Origin of the sequence: Nonomuraea sp. N2-4H (assembly GCF_045291505.1) — a bacterium.
GTDB classification, from domain to species: Bacteria; Actinomycetota; Actinomycetes; order Streptosporangiales; family Streptosporangiaceae; genus Nonomuraea; species Nonomuraea fastidiosa.
The window spans coordinates 1,651,837-1,667,852 of sequence record NZ_CP147987.1; the positions used below are offsets into that span (position 1 = coordinate 1,651,837).

At 70.9% G+C, this 16,016-nt stretch carries 18 protein-coding genes and 1 tRNA gene; 9 read left to right on the forward strand and 10 right to left on the reverse strand.

The genetic code is table 11. The features are described 5' to 3' along the window. Positions 1 to 63 precede the first annotated feature (63 nt). The gene (locus tag WBK31_RS07545; protein WP_378784139.1) at positions 64 to 1,263 is read right to left on the reverse strand and encodes a hypothetical protein; all 1,200 of its coding nucleotides are present in this window, start codon (positions 1,261 to 1,263) and stop codon (positions 64 to 66) included. A gap of 124 nt (positions 1,264 to 1,387) precedes the next feature. Here WBK31_RS07545 and WBK31_RS07550 point away from each other — a divergent pair, with 124 nt between their 5' ends. The 3 genes from WBK31_RS07550 to hutH are packed head-to-tail and all read left to right on the forward strand — an operon-like array spanning position 1,388 to position 4,258. Beyond that, positions 1,388 to 1,939, forward strand: a complete 552-nt coding sequence (locus tag WBK31_RS07550; RefSeq protein WP_364066172.1) for a hemerythrin domain-containing protein — start codon at positions 1,388 to 1,390, stop codon at positions 1,937 to 1,939. Positions 1,940 to 1,983: 44 nt separating this feature from the next. After that, complete coding sequence (locus WBK31_RS07555; RefSeq protein WP_364066169.1) at positions 1,984 to 2,691, forward strand: helix-turn-helix domain-containing protein; 708 nt, start codon at positions 1,984 to 1,986, stop codon at positions 2,689 to 2,691. Positions 2,692 to 2,707: 16 nt separating this feature from the next. Next, positions 2,708 to 4,258 carry a histidine ammonia-lyase gene (gene hutH / locus WBK31_RS07560; RefSeq protein ID WP_364066166.1) on the forward strand — a complete coding sequence of 517 codons (1,551 nt, stop codon included), beginning with the start codon at positions 2,708 to 2,710 and terminating at the stop codon, positions 4,256 to 4,258. Between the two features lie 3 nt (positions 4,259 to 4,261). Here the strand turns inward: hutH and WBK31_RS07565 are convergent, their stop codons facing one another. After that, positions 4,262 to 5,515 (reverse strand): Rid family hydrolase, encoded by a 1,254-nt coding sequence (locus tag WBK31_RS07565; protein WP_364066164.1) that lies wholly within the window; start codon positions 5,513 to 5,515, stop codon positions 4,262 to 4,264. 58 nt (positions 5,516 to 5,573) lie between these two features. On the opposite strand from WBK31_RS07565, the gene WBK31_RS07570 reads away from it, so the two are divergent. From WBK31_RS07570 to WBK31_RS07585, 4 genes are all read left to right on the forward strand, one after another. After that, positions 5,574 to 6,491 (forward strand): LysR family transcriptional regulator, encoded by a 918-nt coding sequence (locus tag WBK31_RS07570; protein ID WP_378784133.1) that lies wholly within the window; start codon positions 5,574 to 5,576, stop codon positions 6,489 to 6,491. Beyond that, positions 6,458 to 7,471, forward strand: coding sequence for a chorismate-binding protein (locus tag WBK31_RS07575; protein ID WP_406674534.1), 1,014 nt, complete (start codon positions 6,458 to 6,460; stop codon positions 7,469 to 7,471). The genes WBK31_RS07570 and WBK31_RS07575 overlap by 34 nt, the downstream gene beginning before the upstream one ends. Next, a complete protein-coding gene (locus tag WBK31_RS07580; RefSeq protein ID WP_364066157.1) occupies positions 7,468 to 8,298 on the forward strand; it encodes an aminotransferase class IV in 831 nt (276 codons plus the stop codon). The genes WBK31_RS07575 and WBK31_RS07580 overlap by 4 nt, the downstream gene beginning before the upstream one ends. A 237-nt stretch (positions 8,299 to 8,535) precedes the next feature. Continuing rightward, complete coding sequence (locus WBK31_RS07585; RefSeq protein WP_364066155.1) at positions 8,536 to 9,006, forward strand: hypothetical protein; 471 nt, start codon at positions 8,536 to 8,538, stop codon at positions 9,004 to 9,006. 6 nt (positions 9,007 to 9,012) lie between these two features. On the opposite strand, the gene WBK31_RS07590 is transcribed toward WBK31_RS07585, so the two are convergent. Together WBK31_RS07590 and WBK31_RS07595 are read right to left on the reverse strand one after the other, a co-directional pair. After that, positions 9,013 to 10,071: an LVIVD repeat-containing protein gene (locus WBK31_RS07590; protein WP_406674535.1), complete on the reverse strand. Its 1,059-nt coding sequence runs from the start codon at positions 10,069 to 10,071 to the stop codon at positions 9,013 to 9,015. Next, complete coding sequence (locus WBK31_RS07595) at positions 10,029 to 10,616, reverse strand: hypothetical protein (RefSeq protein ID WP_406674536.1); 588 nt, start codon at positions 10,614 to 10,616, stop codon at positions 10,029 to 10,031. Before WBK31_RS07595 ends, WBK31_RS07590 begins: the two co-directional genes overlap by 43 nt. A gap of 221 nt (positions 10,617 to 10,837) precedes the next feature. On the opposite strand from WBK31_RS07595, the gene WBK31_RS07600 reads away from it, so the two are divergent. Beyond that, positions 10,838 to 11,377 carry a DUF305 domain-containing protein gene (locus WBK31_RS07600; RefSeq protein ID WP_364066151.1) on the forward strand — a complete coding sequence of 180 codons (540 nt, stop codon included), beginning with the start codon at positions 10,838 to 10,840 and terminating at the stop codon, positions 11,375 to 11,377. 75 nt (positions 11,378 to 11,452) lie between these two features. Here the strand turns inward: WBK31_RS07600 and WBK31_RS07605 are convergent, their stop codons facing one another. Further along, positions 11,453 to 11,869, reverse strand: coding sequence for an SsgA family sporulation/cell division regulator (locus WBK31_RS07605; protein ID WP_103958541.1), 417 nt, complete (start codon positions 11,867 to 11,869; stop codon positions 11,453 to 11,455). Between the two features lie 463 nt (positions 11,870 to 12,332). Here WBK31_RS07605 and WBK31_RS07610 point away from each other — a divergent pair. Beyond that, positions 12,333 to 12,407: transfer RNA gene (locus WBK31_RS07610), tRNA-Val, on the forward strand. Positions 12,408 to 12,785: 378 nt separating this feature from the next. On the opposite strand, the gene WBK31_RS07615 is transcribed toward WBK31_RS07610, so the two are convergent. From WBK31_RS07615 to WBK31_RS07635, 5 genes are all read right to left on the reverse strand, one after another. After that, positions 12,786 to 13,934, reverse strand: coding sequence for a site-specific integrase (locus WBK31_RS07615; protein WP_364066148.1), 1,149 nt, complete (start codon positions 13,932 to 13,934; stop codon positions 12,786 to 12,788). Further along, entirely contained in the window at positions 13,934 to 14,155 is a 222-nt protein-coding gene (locus WBK31_RS07620; protein ID WP_364066146.1) for a helix-turn-helix domain-containing protein, read from the reverse strand. Before WBK31_RS07620 ends, WBK31_RS07615 begins: the two co-directional genes overlap by 1 nt. Beyond that, positions 14,152 to 15,279 carry an AAA family ATPase gene (locus WBK31_RS07625; RefSeq protein WP_364066144.1) on the reverse strand — a complete coding sequence of 376 codons (1,128 nt, stop codon included), beginning with the start codon at positions 15,277 to 15,279 and terminating at the stop codon, positions 14,152 to 14,154. Before WBK31_RS07625 ends, WBK31_RS07620 begins: the two co-directional genes overlap by 4 nt. Beyond that, positions 15,276 to 15,677, reverse strand: coding sequence for a hypothetical protein (locus WBK31_RS07630; protein ID WP_406674537.1), 402 nt, complete (start codon positions 15,675 to 15,677; stop codon positions 15,276 to 15,278). Before WBK31_RS07630 ends, WBK31_RS07625 begins: the two co-directional genes overlap by 4 nt. An 87-nt stretch (positions 15,678 to 15,764) precedes the next feature. Further along, entirely contained in the window at positions 15,765 to 16,013 is a 249-nt protein-coding gene (locus WBK31_RS07635) for a hypothetical protein (RefSeq protein ID WP_406674538.1), read from the reverse strand. Between the last annotated feature and the right edge of the window lie 3 nt (positions 16,014 to 16,016).

Below are 16,016 nucleotides of genomic sequence, written 5' to 3' on the forward strand. Positions count from 1 at the left end.
CGAAGAGAACTCTAGCGAATTCCGGCCGAGTCCCCAAACTGAAATCCTGCGAGCAGGTCACGGCTAGGGCGTGAGCCGTACGCCGACCGGGTGCGGACCCTCCGTCTCCAGCCGGTACTCCCGCCCGGAGATGGCCCGGTTGTCCTCGATCACCCGCTCCGACGGCGGCTCCTCGCCGCCCATGACGGCCTGCTGCATCCGGGTGAACCGCTCGTGCGCCTCGCGTACGTAGCCGGTGCCCAGGGTGGTGACGTCCACCTGGGTCGTGAGCAGGTCGCGGATGTAGCCCTTGTTCGACTCGAACGTCACGGGCGGCGGCAGCGCGGGCGCGAGCACCTGCTCGGGGTCGCGCCCGTCGAACCGCTTGAACAGCTCGCCGGCCAGCCGCAGGTGCTCCAGCTCCATGCCGAGATGCAGCTCCCAGATCGCGCGCACCCTGGGATCGGTCTCGGTCTCCATGAACGAGTGGTACAGGTAGCACTCGTTGAACTCGTGGTTGAGCAGCATCTCCCACCAGCTCTCGCCCGGATCGACCAGCGACTCGTAGTGGGTGACGTGCTCCTCCTCCACCATGCCGATCTCCTGGTAGAGCTGCCGCGCGATCGGCTCCATGTGGAGGGGGCCGACGTTCATGTAGAAGTTCATCGTCTGCTGCTCGGCCGCCGTGATCGTCAGCGCGTGCAGCCGCGACAGCGGCTCGGTGCGGGAGCGCTCGTAAGGCCGGCGCACGTTGTCGACGGGGTCGCGATGGTGCAGGTACGTCGGCCGCCCCGGCATGACCTCGGTGAGCCGGTCGACGATCTTGTCCGCCTTGCGGTGCTCGATCATCTCGTACAGGTTGGCGTACCGGTAGAGGTGGTCGAAGTCCTCCAGCACGCCGAACTGGTACGCCTGCTTGAGGTAGGGGTCGGGCTCCATCCGCGCCACCCACGCCGTCAGATCGACCGCGACCTGCTCGTAGGCGATCGTCGTCTCCAGCACCGACGACGAGCCGGGCAGCAGCCAGTTCACGGCCTTCTGCTGCTGGGACTCGATGTAGCGGACCTGTGCGAGCCGCCGCTTGACGTCCGGGTCCGAGCAGTGCCTGGCCGCGTGATGGCTGAACATGACGGCCTCGACCTCGATGCCGTTCATCGTGATGATCCGGCAGCGGGTGTACGGATCCGCGGCGTCCGGGTCGATCGGTGTGACGTTCAGCTCCCGCCAGTTGCGCAGTTGCTCGTCCAGCGGGATACCCCGCTCCTGGAGTGGGTCGAAGGCCATGTCGCAGCGCGTACCCGCGCCGGTGCCCGGCAACCTCCGCGTTCGGTGCGCGAAACGCCCGCGTTCGGTAAGGCGGCGCGTGCCTGCGCGGGGGCGGGGTAGGCCGCTCGACGTGGCTGAACGCGTGGTTGAACACGATGTCATCGATCTCCTGATGGCCCAGCACGGGCGGATCAGGGACCTGTTCGACGAGGTGGAGCAGGCGCCTCCCGACAAGATCGGGGAGGCGTTCGAGCGGCTGATGCGCCTGCTGTCGGTGCACGAGACCGCCGAGGAGGAGATCGTCCACCCGTACGCGCGCAGGAAGCTCGACAACGGCCAGGGCGTGGTGGCCGACCGGCTGGCCGAGGAGAACAGGGCCAAGCGGCTGCTGCTCGACCTGCACAAGGCGGGCGTGGACGACCCGGGGTTCTGGGAGGGGCTGGCGGAGCTGCGCACCGCGGTCACGGCGCACGCCCGCAGCGAGGAGCGCTACGAGTTCACCAAGCTGCGCGCCAAGACGTCGGTGGCCGAGCGGCGCACGATGGCGGCGGCGGTGCGCGCGGCCGAGTCGATGGCGCCCACGCGTCCGCATCCCGGCACCGAGTCGATGACGAGGAACATGCTGCTCGGCACGCCGATGGCGGTCATGGACCGGGCCCGCGACATGATCCGCAAGGCGCTGGGCAAGCGCTGACCCTTCGACGTGCGACGAAATGTCGGCGTACTAGCGTCGCGGACATGGAGTACATCGCCGCTGACGCCGACATCGCACCCGTCGCCGCGCTCATCGCCGAACCCGCGCGGGCCGCGATCCTGACCGCGCTGCTCGGCGGCCGCGCGCTGGCGGCGGGCGAGCTGGCCAGGATGGCCGGGGTCAGCGCCGCCACCGCGAGCGCCCACCTGGCCAGGCTGCTGGACGGCGGGCTGGTCGACGTCGTACGCCAGGGCCGCCACCGCTACTACCGCCTGGCCGGTCACGAGATCGCCGAGGTGCTCGAAGCGCTGGCCAGGGTCGGCACCCGCCCGCCGGTGCGCTCGCTGCGCCAGTCGCGCCAGGCGAGGCTGCTGGAGGAGGCCCGCACCTGCTACGACCACCTCGCCGGACGCGCCGGGGTGGGCCTGCTCGACGGGCTCAAGCGCGGTGGCCACTTCGACGGCCACGGCCTCACCGGTTCCGGGGAGTCGCTGATGTCCCGGCTCGGCGTGGACGTGGCCCGCGCGCGCAGGTCGCGGCGGCTGTTCGCGCCCGAATGCCTGGACTGGACCGAGCGCAGGGCGCACCTGGGCGGCGCGCTCGGCGCGGCCGTCACCGAGGCGCTGTTCGAGCGCGGCTGGCTGCGCAGGGGCAGCGTCCCGAGGGCCGTGATCGTGACCGACGCGGGACGGGAGGGGCTCGCGGAACTCTTCGGAAGTAAGGAGCTAACATCGGGTACGCCGGTTACCTAAGCGAGAGAGACGCACCATGCGCGACAACGAAGTCGTGACCGTCGGCCCAGAACCGCTGACCTTCGACGACGTCATCAAGGTGGCCCGCCACGGCGCCCCCGTACGCCTCAGCGACGACGCCGTCGCCGCCATCGCCGCCGCCCGGCAGCGGGTGGACGAGCTGGCGGAGAGCCCCGTCCCCCACTACGGCATCTCCACCGGGTTCGGCGCGCTCGCCACCCGGCACATCGACCCGGCGCTGCGCGCCCAGCTCCAGCGCTCCCTCGTACGCTCGCACGCCGCAGGCAGCGGCCCCGAGGTGGAGACCGAGGTGGTGCGCGCCCTCATGCTGCTGCGCCTGCACACCCTGGCCACCGGCCACACCGGCATCAGGCCGACCACCGCCAAGACGCTGGCCGCACTCATCAGCTCAGGCATCACGCCGATCGTGCACGAGTACGGCAGCCTCGGCTGCTCCGGCGACCTCGCCCCGCTGGCCCACGTGGCGCTGACGCTCATGGGCGAGGGCGTCGTCAGGGACGCATCCGGCGCGGTGCAGCCCGCCGCCGAGGCGCTCAAGCAGGCCAGGATCGAGCCGGTCGAGCTGGCCGCCAAGGAGGGCCTGGCGCTGATCAACGGCACGGACGGCATGCTCGGCATGCTCATCCTCGCCATCGACGACCTCACCAGGCTCGTCAAGACCGCCGACGTGAGCGCCGCGATGAGCGTCGAGGCGCTGCTCGGCACCGACCGCGTCTTCGCCCCCGAGCTGCAGGCGCTGCGCCCGCACCCCGGCCAGGCGCTCTCGGCCGCCAACATGGTCAAGGTGCTGCGCGACTCCGGCATCATGGCCAGCCACCGCGACCCGGCCGCCTGCACCCGCGTGCAGGACGCGTACTCGCTGCGCTGCGCCCCGCAGGTGGCCGGCGCGGCCCGCGACACGATCGCGCACGCCGCCACCGTCGCCCAGCGGGAGCTGGCCAGCGCCGTGGACAACCCGGCCGTGCTGGCCGACGGCCGGGTGGAGTCCAACGGCAACTTCCACGGGGCGCCGCTCGCGTACGTGCTGGACTTCCTCGCGATCGTGGCCGCCGACCTGGCCTCGATGTCGGAGCGGCGTACCGACCGGTTCCTCGACGTGGCCCGCAACCACGGCCTGCCCGCGTTCCTCGCCGACGACCCCGGCGTCGACTCAGGACACATGATCGCCCAGTACACCCAGGCCGCCCTGGTCTCCGAGCTGAAGCGGCTGGCCGTGCCCGCCAGCGTCGACTCCATCCCCAGCTCGGCCATGCAGGAGGACCACGTGTCCATGGGCTGGTCGGCGGCGCGCAAGCTGCGTAAGGCGGTGGACGGCCTCACCAGGGTGCTGGCCGTCGAGGTGCTGACCGCCGCCCGCGCGATCGACCTGCGCGCCCCGCTGGAGCCCGCGCCCGCCACCGCCGCCGTGGTGCGGGCGCTGCGCGAGACCGTGCCCGCGCCCGGCCCCGACCGGTTCCTGGCCCCCGAGATCGAGGCCGCGGTCCGGCTGGTCGCCGAGGGCGGCGTGGTCGCCGCCGCCGAGTCGGTCACCGGCCCGCTGGACTGACCGCTATCGGTGCGGCAGGGCCACGATCAGGTCCACCTCCAGGCGCAGCCCCGGCATGAACAGCTTCGACACCTCCACGGTCGTGCTGGCCGGGGGAGTGCCGGTGATGTAGCGGCGGCGCACGTCGCGGTAGGCGGGCAGGTCCGAGAAGTCCGTCAGGTACGAGCGGATGAACGCGACGTCCTCCCACCTCGCGCCCTGGTCGGCCAGGATCCGCGAGATGACCTGGAAGACGTGCTCGGCCTGCTCCGCCATGGTCTCGCCGACCACCTCGCCGCGCTCGTCGAAGGCGGCCTGGCCGGAGATGTAGAGCATGTCGCCGACGCGGACGGCGTGGGAGTAGGCGCCGTTCGTCTGCGGGACCGTCGGCGGGTTGATCGGCACCGTCCGGCGCGCGGCGTGGCCGCTCGCCGGTTCGCCATCCGGTGGGCTCGCGGGAACGCCCGCCGAGCCGCTCGCGGGTCCGCTCGCTGAGGGGGCCGCCGCTTCGCCGGCAGGCCCCGTGAGGTGGGACGCGATGGCCGTCAGGTCGTGCCCGCCGAGCCCGGCCGCCTGCGCCTCCTGCAGCCGGGCGCGGGCGGCGGTCGCCAGCGTGGCCTCAGGCCAGGCGGCCAAGCCCAGGTCCTTGGCCGCGTGCGCGAGCGCGTACCGGGTCTCCTGCGCCGGGGTGCGCAGCCGCTCGGCCAGCGCGCCCAGCGGGGTCGCCCCCAGCACGTCCGCCAGGGCGTCGCGGTCCACGCCGTGCGCCCGCGCGTACGCGAACGTCTCGGCGAGCAGCACCTGGGCGGGCACGAGCGCGCTCATGACGGCGAGCTTCATGGCCGCGCCCGACCCGAGCGGGCCGAGCTCGCGCACCTGCCCGAACACCGACAGCACCTCGCGGCAGCCCGACACGTCGCCGCCGGCCAGCACCGTCAGCGTCCCGTCGGCCGCCGGGCCCACGCTGCCCAGCACCGGCGCGTCCACCAGGCCCACCGTCGGCGGCAGCAGCGCGCGCAGCTCGCGCACCGCCTCGGGCCCGATCGTGGACATCTCCACCACCGTCGCGCCCGGCCGCAGCCCGGGCAGCGCCGCCGTCAGCACCTCGCGCACCGCGGCCGGGTCGCTGAGCATGGTGATCACCAGCTCAGCCTGCTCCACAGCGGCGGCCACCGGGACACCGTCCGCGCGCCGCCACGTCGTCACCTTGTGCCCGGCCTCCACGAGCCGCCGGGCCATGGGGACGCCCATGCGTCCCTGTCCGAGAAAAGCAATCACAATCGCGAGTCAAACCGACGGCTTGGTATTCCACCAACAACTTGATTGCATGGCTGCCATGCATGAGCCGAATGCCTTTGACACCGGCACGTTGCGGCTGTTCGACGAGGTCGTGCGCAGCGGTTCCATCACCGCCGCCGCCGAGCTGCTCGGCTACACCCAGTCGGCGCTCTCGCGCCGCATCGCCGCCCTGGAGCGCGCCGCGGGCGGGCCGCTGTTCGAACGCCTGCCGCGCGGCGTCCGCCTCACCCCCGCGGGAGCGGCCCTGCACCGGCACGCCGTCGCCGTGCTCGACCGGCTCGCCCGCGCCGGAGAGGAGCTGGCCGCCATCCACCGGGGCGCGGGCGGGCAGCTGCGGGTCGGCTCGTTCGCCACGGCCAACGTCGCGCTCGTGCCGCGCGCGCTCAAGCGGTTCGCCGAGCGGCGGCCGGGCGTCGAGCTGCGCCTCATCGAGGGGCTCAGCGCGCCCCTGGTCGAACGGCTGCACGCCGGAGCGCTCGACGTTGCCGTCATCAGCGACTACCCGGCGGGGCTGCCGGCCGAGGAGACGCGCGTCGTCCCGCTGCTGGAGGACCGGCTGCTCGTGGCCCTGCCCGCCGGGCACCGCCTGGCCGCCGAGCCGGACGTGGACCTGCGCGACCTGGCCGGCGAGACCTGGATCGAGGCCGCGCCGCGCGGCCAGCCGACGCTGCTGCTCAGAGCCTGCGCGGCGGCCGGGTTCACGCCGCGCGGCGGGCTGCGGGTGGCCGAATGGACGGGCAAGTTCGGGTTCGTCCTGGCCGGGCTCGGGGTGACGCTGGTGCCGGAGCTGGCGGCGGAGGCCGTACCGGCCGGGCTGGTGCTGAAACCCCTCAGGGGTACGGAGCCCGCACGCCGGGTCTACGCGGCCCTGCCCGATACGCCACTGCCCGCGGCGCTGGAACTGGTGGAAATGCTGGGAGAATGGGAGATGTGCACCACGACTACGCCCACTTAGGGCACGTCCTCGCCACCGGACTGCGTGACGTGACCTCCGACCTCGCCGCACTCGACGGCGAGGGCTGGTGGGCCGTTGTCGTCGATTACGAGGGCAAGGTGACGTGCGCCCGCTTCGACCACGTACGCCCCGCGCCCCTGCCCGCTCCCACCAGGCCCTGGCACGGTCCACGCCCGGACCAGTGGCGCAGCTCGCTCGACCGCGCCGCCTACGAGCGGGTCGTCCAGACCATCCGCGCCCTCATCGAGCAGGGCGAGGTCTACCAGGCCAACCTCTGCCGCGTCCTGAGCGCGCCCATCGCGCACGACGCCGACCCGCTCGCGCTGGCGGCCAGGCTCGCCGCGGGCAACCCGGCTCCGTACGCGGGCGTGATCAGCCTGCCCGGTCTGAGCGTGGTCACCGCCTCGCCCGAGCTGTACCTGTCGCGCGACGGCGACGTCGTGGAGTCCCGCCCGATCAAGGGCACCGGCGTCACCGCCGACGACCTGCTCGACAAGGACTACGCGGAGAACGTCATGATCGTCGACCTCGTCCGCAACGACCTCGGCAGGGTCGCCGAGGTCGGCTCGGTCGAGGTGCCCGCGCTCTGCGCGGTCGAGGAGCACCCGGGTCTCGTCCACCTCGTCTCCACGGTGCGCGCCCGCCTCCAGGCGGGAGCGGGCTGGCCTGAGCTGTTCGCGGCGACGTTCCCGCCCGGATCCGTCACGGGCGCGCCCAAGTCGTCCGCCGTGCGCATCATCAATGAGCTCGAACCAGCGCCGCGAGGCCCGTACTGTGGGGCCGTGGGCTGGGTCGACGCCGACCGTGGCAGGGCGGCGCTGGCCGTAGGCATCAGAACATTCTGGATCTCGTCCGGCGAGATCCGGTTCGGCACGGGAGCGGGCATCACCTGGGGCAGCGACCCCGGGCGCGAATGGCTCGAGACCGAGCTCAAAGCAGCCAGGCTGATCGCGCTGGCATCACAGGAGGAATCTGCATGAACGTCCCTGTCTGGGTCAACGGGGAGCTGATCGACCCCGCTCAGGCCACCGTCTCGGTGTTCGACCACGGCCTCATGGTCGGCGACGGCGTCTTCGAGACCATCAAGATCGTCAACGGCAAGTCGTTCGCGCTCACCCGCCACCTCGATCGGCTCACGCTCTCCGCCCAGCGCATGGACCTGCCCGAGCCCGACGTCGAGGCCATCGCCGCCGGCATCGGCAAGCTGCTCGACGCCGCGCCCGCCTGGGAGCTCGGCCGCATCCGCGTCACCTACACCAGCGGCCCCGGCCCGCTCGGCTCCGACCGCGGTGATCAGGGCACCACCACCGTCGTCATCGTGGACGAGCAGAAGCCGTTCCCCGCCACCGCCAACGTCACCGTCGTCCCCTGGCCGCGCAACGAGCGCGGCGCCCTGGCCGGCGTCAAGAGCACCTCGTACGGCGACAACGCCAAGGCCCTGGCGTACGCCAAGCAGCGCGGCGGCGGCGAGGCGATCTTCGGCAACCTGGCGGGGAACCTGTGCGAGGGCACCGGCTCCAACGTGTTCATCGTCCGCGACGGCCGCCTCATCACCCCCACGCTCGCCTCCGGCTGCCTGGCCGGCGTCACGCGTGCGCTGGTGCTCGAATGGTGCGGCGCCGAGGAGGCCGACGTCCCCCTCCAGGCCCTGTACGAGGCCGACGAGGCGTTCCTCACCTCCACCACGCGCGACGTGCAGCCGATCAGGCTCGTCGACGACACCGAGCTGCCGGTCGCCCCCGGCCCGATCACCACCAAGGCGATGCGGATCTTCGCCGAGCGCTCGGCCGCCGACCTCGACCCGTGACGTAGGGCCCTGCCTTTCGACGGCCCCTGCCGCGATCGGCGGCGGGGCCCGATCGGGCCTTGGCACGGGCTGTCGGACATCGGGGGCTTTCGGATATTCCCGAATACGCACCGTTTTCGCATGACCGCTCGGCGGCGCGCTCGCACGGCGTTACGCTTTCGTTGCAGATGACGCCCGAAGCGATGAGGGTTCGCTATGAGTGGGGATGGCGGCGCCTGCGTGCCGCCGATTGCGAAAATGGGCGCGATCGTCACCGTGGAGCGGGTGCTCGCCCGCACGCCCGCGCTCGCCGTGCTGCTACCGATGATCCAGGTCTACGACGTCGGCTGCCTGCTGAACCTCGACGTCGTGGCCCGTAACGCCACCGCGCCTCCAGGGCTCGCGCTCCAGCTCGATTCGGCGTTCTCCGGCGAGGGGAGCACGTCGATGCACATCGTGCTGCGCTACCCGGGCGGCGTCGAGGTCCACTCCGACCATGACCGCGACTGCGCGCCGCCGAACCTGTCCTGGTTCCCCGGCGGCGTACGCGGCGACGCCGCTCACACGCTCTACCACATGCCGCTGTGGCTGCATCCCGTGCCGCCCGCCGAGGAGCTGCTGCTCACCCTGGAGTGGCCGTGGGCCCGCATCGAGCCCACGGCCGTCACGCTGGACGGCGCCGCCATCGCCCGCGCCGCCAAGCGCTCCTCGCCCTGCTGGCCGCCCTAGACCGCCTCAGTACGACTTCTGCGTCTGGACGTTGAAGTCGTCCATATGGACCTTCGCGGCCGGGTCGGTGAGCGGGTCGTCGATCTTCAGCACGTCCAGGCCCGCCCGGATGTCGCTGGAGTAGATGTAGCCGTTGTAGTAGTACGCCGACCACGAGCCCGCGATGCCCTCACCCGGGTAGGGGCCGCGGTCGAAGAAGCCGATCTCCTTCGGGGCGGACGAGTCGGTGAAGTCCCAGATCGACACCCCGCCCTGGTACCACGACTGCACCATGACGTCCTTGCCGGGCACCGGGATGAGCGAGCCGTTGTGCGCGACGCAGTTCTCGCTGGGCTGCTGCTCGCGAGCGATCTTGAAGTAGCCGCGCCGCTCCAGCCGGCCGTTCACCAGGTCGTACACCGCGTTCGCGCCCTTGGTCGGCGGCGTGTTGCGGTCGCAGGTGGCCTGGTTGCCGCCGCCCAGCTCGTCGCTGAAGACGACCTTCGTCCCGTCGTTGTTGAACGTCGCCGAGTGCCAGATCTGGAAGTTCTCGGTGTCGGTGAGCCGCTGCGTCACGCGCGGATTCACCGGGTCGCTGATGTCGAGCAGCACGCCGTCGCCGAAGCAGGCTGCCGCCGCCACGTTCTTCTCCGGGTAGGCGGTGATGTCGTGGCAGCCGGAGTCGTAGTCGCTGTTCGCGCGGTCGGGGAACAGGTCCGGCTTGGCCACCACCCTGGCCGTCTCCGGCGCGCCCAGCGGGATCTCCACGATCTGCAGCAGCTCGTGCGGGGCCGGGCAGGTCGGCGAGTCCGGCTCGGGGCCGGGGGAGGAGACGTACACGTAGAGCGTCTCGCCCGCCGGGACCATCGTGTGGGTGTGCGAGCCGCACTCGGTCTGGACGGCGCCGATGAAGCGCGGGCTGTTCTTGTCGCTGACGTCGAAGAGCCGCAGGCCCTCCCACGCGCGTGGGCTGTCGGCCGCGTCGCACTCGGGGCCGCTGCGCGGCTCGTCGATCGACAGCACCAGCAGATCGCCGTGGATCGTCACGTCGTTCTGCTGGGCCGGGCAGGAGACCTGGCTGACCACCCGGGGCTGCTCGGCAGGCTGATGTCGACGATCGAGAAGCCGCCGAAGTTGCCCACGTACGCGTAGTCGCCCTGGAAGGCCAGGTCGGTGTTGAAGTCCTCGTCGCCGTTCAGCGGGGCGGTCCGCGGGATGTTGGCGACATGCCGGACATTGGGGCTCGTCTGCGGGCCGTTCCCGCCTCTCTGCTGCGTCCTGGGCGGGTTGTTCTGCTGCGTGCCCGGCGAGGCGGGCTCGGAGGCGCCGCGCTCCTCGGCGGGCGCCGCGCCGCAGGCGGCGACCAGCGCCAGGACGGCGCTCAGCAGCGTGGCCCGCAGGGTGCCGCGCCGCAGCGCCCGCCTACGGGACGCCCCGCCGCGCGATGCGGGCTCGGACGCGGTCGCCCCGCGGCCGCCGGCCGCGCGGCCGGGCGGCCCGTGGTCTGCGGGCCGGCGTTCGCGCCTGGGCGCGGTCGATTCGCCGCTCGCGGACCTGTGCGCCCCGGTCGTGGCACCCGCTATGACCTCGGCCTTACTTGCTGTGGCGTCACTGCGCGTGGCGTCACGCACTTCGGCCTTACCCCCCTTGATTAAGCGCACTTTGGTCTCGCGCGATTCGGCGAAGATCAACGCGCATCCCCTTTGTCTCGTAGCTCACTATGGAAGCTATGTCAGCAGGTTTGGGGACGCGTGCGGTAATCGTCACGCTTATGGTGGCATTCGCCCTTGCAGGCTGCTTGCAATCGCCCGCCGCTCCGGCGGGGCCGTCACCCGTGGGCACGGAGGCGCCGGTGATCGTGCCGGGCCGCCCGGGGGAGCCCGCGCGTACCGCGAGGCCGGGGGAGCGGGTGGGGCGCACGCCGTCCGGGGTGGTCGCCGCCGACGTGCGCTTCGCCGAGGGCATGATCCCGCATCACCGGCAGGCGCTGGAGATGACCGCGCTGGTCGAGGAGCGTACGACGACCGAGAGCATCCGCGCGCTGGCCCGCCAGATCACCGCCGCGCAGACGCCGGAGATCAGGGCCATGACGAACTGGCTCGCCGGACTCGGCCGCCAGGCCCCCGCCGGTCACGACCACGCGCAGGGGGCCGCGTACGGGATGGCCACCCAGGAACAGCTCAACGCACTGCGGGCGGCCAGGGGCGGCGCCTTCGACCGCTTGTTCCTGCAGCTCATGACCCGGCACCACGAGGGCGCGGTCAAGATGGCGGGCGAGCAGCTCGCCGACGGCCGCGACCAGCGCATGCGGATGATGGCCAAGGACGTGTACTCGGGCCAGAGCATCGAGATCGCGCGGATGCGGCGCCTGCTGGAGTCGCTGCCGGCCTGATCGACCTCATGCACGAGCGACGTCCGGCGCTCCCGGGGGAGAGCGCCGGACGTCTCAGGTCTTCGGTATGCGGGGTCAGGACGGCCAGAGCATGTTGGTCAGCTCGGCGTCCAGGTCCATGTAGTCGGTCTCCCGCCCGGCCGGCACCTTCTCGTACGTCCGGTGCAGGAACTCGGTGAGCGGGGCCAGCGGCACCTCGAACAACGCCTGCCCGAAGGGGGACGTCAGGCTGATGTGCAGGGTGCGCTCGCCGTCGGCGCGCGCAGGCCACACCTGCACGTCGCCGTCGCCGACACGCCGCACGATGCCCACGGTCAGCAACTCGCGGGCGAAGATCCACTCGACCGGTTCGTCGTTCCCTACGTGGAAGGCCATGCGGATGGCGTACGGGTCGTCGGCTGTATAGCTCAGCCCGGCGAGCAGGGGGACGGTCGTACGGTCGGGGACCACAAGCCGAAGGCCAAGCTCGGCGGAGACGGTGGTGCTGTTCATCGTCAGCCAAACCTTTTCGTCGTAGGTCCCCTCTTCGGGGCTTTCACTGCTCTGACGGACTTCGTCCTGAGCTATGACGCGGAACGAAGAAACCCGTAGGAAAGATTCCGCCCCAGGGGCCTTCTGTAACGCACATCACAGCTGGACATTTAGGCATCTACCAGGCTAAACGGCATCAATCGGGTCGTATTTACAAGGGTTTTGCGTGCTGTGGAGCCTGCCCCGGACGCACCGTCCATGAACGTCCCAGGACCAAGATCCTGACCCAAGATCGTGGCCGATGCTTCCCGGACAGGACGATGGTATGCCACACGCCCGCCCCGCCGGTGGGCAACCGCCGCGTTTCACCCGAATCCCTCTGGCTCGGCCTCCCCGGGCCGGGCCCCGGGGGGCTATTGGTTCGCTGTAGGTGCCGGAGTGCGGTATGGTTTTCCCCGTCGGAACCGCGAGGGACCGGCAGGGCGGGCGATTAGCTCAGCGGGAGAGCGCTTCGTTCACACCGAAGAGGTCACTGGTTCGATCCCAGTATCGCCCACCAGCTCAGAGGCCACTTCCCGCTTGGGAAGCGGCCTCTCTTGCTTTCTGCGTGACTATCTGAGTGACTACGCCTCCGGATCTTGCTCTGTCGGAGCAGCCTCGGATGGCCGTGTTCGTGATCCCTAGTTGGGGAGGGTCTCGGTTCGAGTCCGGGGCTTTCACAGGCGGGGCCGTCGCTGCTTGTCTTCTCGTCGCTCCAGAGTTCCGCGATCTTTGGAAGAGAGGTAAGCGGATGGTCTCTGAGGTTCTGAAGCGCAAGCGGTACGCGTCTTCGGGTCTCCCTGGCGGTTGCTGGTGTAATGGGCAGCACGTCCCCTGGCTAGGGATCACGAGCAACGATGGCGGCCGGCCATAGCGGGCCAGACCGCCATACAGAGGCCTACTCTTCTCGAAATATCCGGTCCATCGCCACCGCACCACTCTGGAGAACAGGGCGGATCTGTTTGCGGTAGACGGTCTCGGTCACGGCCGTGCTGCGATGGCCGACAAGCCTGGAGATCTCCTCCAGCGGAACGCCGTTGTCAGAGAGCAGTGAGACGAAGCTGTGGCGGAGTTCGCGGGGTGTCCACTCCTTCGGGTCCACGCCTTCCGCGTCCTTGATGGCGTTGCGGAAGTCGCGGCGGACGTTGGCGGCGTCCAGCGGCTTACCCGTGGCCGTTGCGAACACCAGCCCGTTCTCCGACCATGCGTCGCCTTGCTCCCGCTGCTGAGTTTCACGGTGCCGGCGCAGCAGCTCCACGCAGCGCTTCGGAAGGGCAAGAGTACGGCGGGACTTGCGGGTCTTGGTGTCGCCTCCGGCACGTACGGAGCGCCAGACGGCGACGTGCGGAGGGACGGGCGGGTCGGCGTCCGGAGCGCCGTCCAGGTCCACGTGATCCCACGTCAGCGCCCGCAGTTCCTCCGTACGGGCACCCGTGAGCAGCGAGAGCACGATGTAGGCGTACATGCGGGAGCATTCAGCCGCTTTGAGAACGGCCTCCGCCTGGGCGAATGTCAGAGCTTTGGACGGGCGACCGGATTTACCCTTAGGCACCGAACATAGGGCTACGACGTTTCGCTTGACCTTGTCCCGCGCCATCGCTCGTTTGATCGCGCGGTTCAAGCAGCTGTACAGACTCTGCAGGGTCCGAGTGCTGAGCGTCTTCGCCTTCGCCGCGAGCCACTTGTCCACGTCTTCCGCGCTCAGGTCGCGCAGCTTCCGGGCTCCTAGAGCAGGGATGATGTGGTTCCTGCACAGGATTGTGCAGGTCTTCACGGTGGCCGGATCGCGACCGTTCAGGCCGTGGGCAAGCCAGTCGTTGATCGCGCGTTCCACGGTGTAGTCGGCCGGGGCGATGGCCAGGCCGTCCTCGTAGTCTCGGAGGACCTGCTTCAGCTTCTCCTTGGCTTCGGTCTTGGTCTTGCCGCTGCCTCGCTTCACGATGCGCTTGCCGTTGGGTGCGTAGCCCAGGCTGGCGGTGGCGATCCAGCGTTGGCGTTTGGCGTCCCAGTGGAGGCCGCCGTCTCCTCTGCTGCGTCGCTTGGGCATCAGGCTGCCTCCTCTGCTTCCTTCTCCAGGAGTGCGATGTAGTCGCGGATGGCTTGGGCGGTGATGAGGCGAGCACGGCCTTGCTTGACGGAGCGGAGCCGGCCGGTGCGGATCTGCTCGTAGATGACGGTGCGGCTCATGCGGAGCAGGGACATGACGTCGGTGACGCGGTAGAGCTGGGTGTCGGTGAGCCGGACACTGTCCGGCGCTGAGGTGGTCAAAGGTGGTGCTCCTCGTCGGCGGGGACAGTGGTGACGGGCAGGAGGGTCGGTTGTCCCTCCTGAGTGTGGGCGTTGGTGCTGGTCGTGGGCTGCGCTGGGACGTTCGGGACGGCCGGGACGTCCCCACGCGTGCCGGGTAGGCGGTAGTGGCCGGTGGCGTTCACGCAGAGCTGGCCGTCGGCGTTCATTCGCTGGCAGGTCTTGCGGACGTTCTCGTACGACAGGCCGGTGGCCTCGGCGATGGCCTTGGGCGTGCTTCCGGGGTGCCGGCGGACGTGGCGGATGATGGTGGCCCTGGTGTCGGACAGGGCGTGGTCTTCCGGTGGGCCGTCCAGCAGGTGCCAGGTGCCGGTGGCGGGCTGGAAGGCCATGGCGTACTCGGCCTCTTCGACGTCGCGTCCGGTGACGTGCAGGACGCCGTCAGCGGTGCCTCTGGCGCGTTTGAGGACGAGGGTGGCGTCCGCTGCCCCGGCCAGGCCGTTGGTGCCGGAGACTTCGCTCAGGAAGTCTTCTGAGGCCATCTTGCGGACGTGGTGGATCAGGACGACGGCCACGCCGTAGGTGTCGGCCAGGCGCTTGGCGCGGCCCATGGCGGCGTAGTCGGCGTCGTACGCGGACAGGCCGGGCGGTGCGGTGCCCCGGATCTTGGCGAAGACGTCGATGACGACCAGGCGGGCGTTGTCGTTGCGCTCCAGCCAGCGGGCGATGGCCTCCTCCCCGCCCGCAGGCATGGTCGGGCATGTGGTGGCCAGGGTCAGGTCCTTCGGCGCGGGACGGCCGCTCAGGATCTTGCCCATGCGGTTCTGGAGACGGCGGGCGGTGTCCTCCAGGGCGAGGTAGAGGACCGGGCCGGGCTCCACCTCGATGGACTCCAGGGCCTTGGCGCCGCTGGCGACGGCGATGCCCAGGCCGAGGCTGAGCCAGGACTTGCCGACCTTCGGCGGGCCTGCCAGGAGGCTGAGCCCTTCGGCGATGATGCCGGGGACGGCCCAGCGGGGCTCCGGGAAGGTCATGGCCATGAGTTCGTCGGCGGTCCAGGACGTGCGGAACGGCACAGGTCGGCCCGGCGCGTTGACGGCATCACCGTGGACCAGGCGCAGGTGGGTGCTGCGGTCGTTGGTCATGCGGCCACCGTCCGGGGCCGGCGGGCTCCGGCGCGCAGGCCGGAGGCGATGGTGCGCTGGGCCTCGCGCCAGGGCTGGCCGACCTGCGTGGCTGCCTCCGTAAGCCACGAAGTGACGGCGGCGGCGTCTAGCTCGCCTCCGGCGACGAGCTGGCCGAGCGCGACGGATGCCAGGTAGAGCGCGTTGTTGTGGCCGTGCGGCGGCGAGTCGGTCACGCGCCGCAGCTCGCCGAGGACGGCGGCGCGGATGTACGCGCCGTGGCGGTCGGTGGCGAGGGGCACGGTGATGGGCTTCTGGGGTGGCAGCGGGGCCGGGCGCAGGTACTCGCCGCAGCACGAGGTCTCGGTCACACGGACCGGCCGGTTGCTGCACGGGATGTGCGGTTCCCAGTGGTACATGCGGCGTGCTTCCGGTGGCTCAGACGGCGAGGGCGACGCATGTGCGCGCCGCCCCCGGTGGTGCGTGCTGGTGTGGCGTGGCCGGCGTCAGTCGCACGCGGAGGTCTTCTCCGAGCGGAGGCGCAGCAGGGTCGCGCCGTAGATGTAGGCGGGGTCGGATGCGTAGCGGTCGAGGCGTACGTGCTGGACCGCGCCGGTGGCGCCGGGCGCCAGCGACTCCAGGGCCTCGCGCAGGAGCGTCGCGGCACGTTCCAGCTCACCGGTGATGCCGCACGATCCCCGGCCCTCGTCGTCAGCAGCCGTCCACGAGTAGAAGCCATCGCTGTCGAAACGCACGAC